Here is a 1,039-nt window from a genome sequence, read left to right as displayed (position 1 = left end):
TAAAGATGATGCCGAGCACCAAGGACAGGACGTTATTGCGGAATCATCTCAGCGCGATGAAGGTTTGTTCCGCGTGACCGTAAAGCAGTTTAAGGCACAGGAGCTCACACAGCGTATCGACTTGCAAGGTGAAATAGATGCCGATAGAAATGTTGATATTCGTGCTGAGACCGAAGGAGCTATTGCTAAATTGATCGCCAAGAAAGGTGATCGAATGACAGCCGGTCAACGTGTGCTCAATTTGGCGATGAATGATAGGCAGGCTCGCTTGGCAAGGGCTAAAGCGGATCTTAAGGTTGCAAGGGCCGAGTTGAAATCAAGCTTAAGTCTGAAGGAAAAGAATCTCTTATCCGAAAATCAGCTGCAACAAAATCAGGCGAATGTAATGGCGGCTGAAGCCGCGGTTAAAGAGGTTGAGCTGGAAATCGAACACACCCATATACTTAGCCCTTTTGCGGGTGTTTTAAATGACTTACACGTTGAGCAGGGTGACTACGTTGCTCCAGGCACTGTGTTGGCAACAATTGTCGACGATCAGGCGCTTATCATTAGTGCTGATGTTCCTCAGCAGCACGTTGCCAAATTAGCTTTGGGGCAAGTGGTTGAGGCAAAGTTACTCAATGGTACTGAGCTAAAGGGCAAGATCACTTATATATCGAGCATTGCTGATTTGGCGACACGCGCTTTCAGAATAGAGGCCTTGGCGCAGAATTCGTCTCAAGTAAAACGCTTTGGCCAAAGCGCTCGCGTTAGTATTTTGCTTGGCCAGCAAAAAGCCCACAAACTTTCTCCTTCATTATTAAGCCTTGATAGTCAGGGTGAACTGCAAATTAAAGGACTCGATGTTGAGGGGCGGGTAAAAGCATATCCGGTTGAACTCTTACGCAGCGAGAATGATGGTGTTTGGCTAGGCGGTTTACCCGAGGTGCTTGAGCTTATTACCGTCGGGCAAGGTTTTGTTTCGGTTGGTGAAAAGGTCAGCCCTGTTCGAGTTTCGGCAGAAGATAAGGCGTCAGGAGTAGATTCTTAATGAAAGAGT

1 protein-coding gene is annotated in these 1,039 nt (G+C 47.3%); it reads left to right on the top strand.

Going from position 1 to position 1,039, the window contains the following annotated elements; genetic code table 11:
- A partial coding sequence (locus tag A3763_RS00510; RefSeq protein ID WP_068759804.1) for an efflux RND transporter periplasmic adaptor subunit occupies positions 1 to 1,030 on the top strand: 1,030 nt, incomplete at its 5' end.
- Positions 1,031 to 1,039: the final 9 nt, after the last annotated feature.

The sequence above is a fragment of the Oleiphilus sp. HI0128 genome, assembly GCF_001635365.1.
The sequence above is the reverse complement of the archived record's forward strand: the minus strand, read 5'-3'. Positions and strand labels throughout refer to the sequence as shown.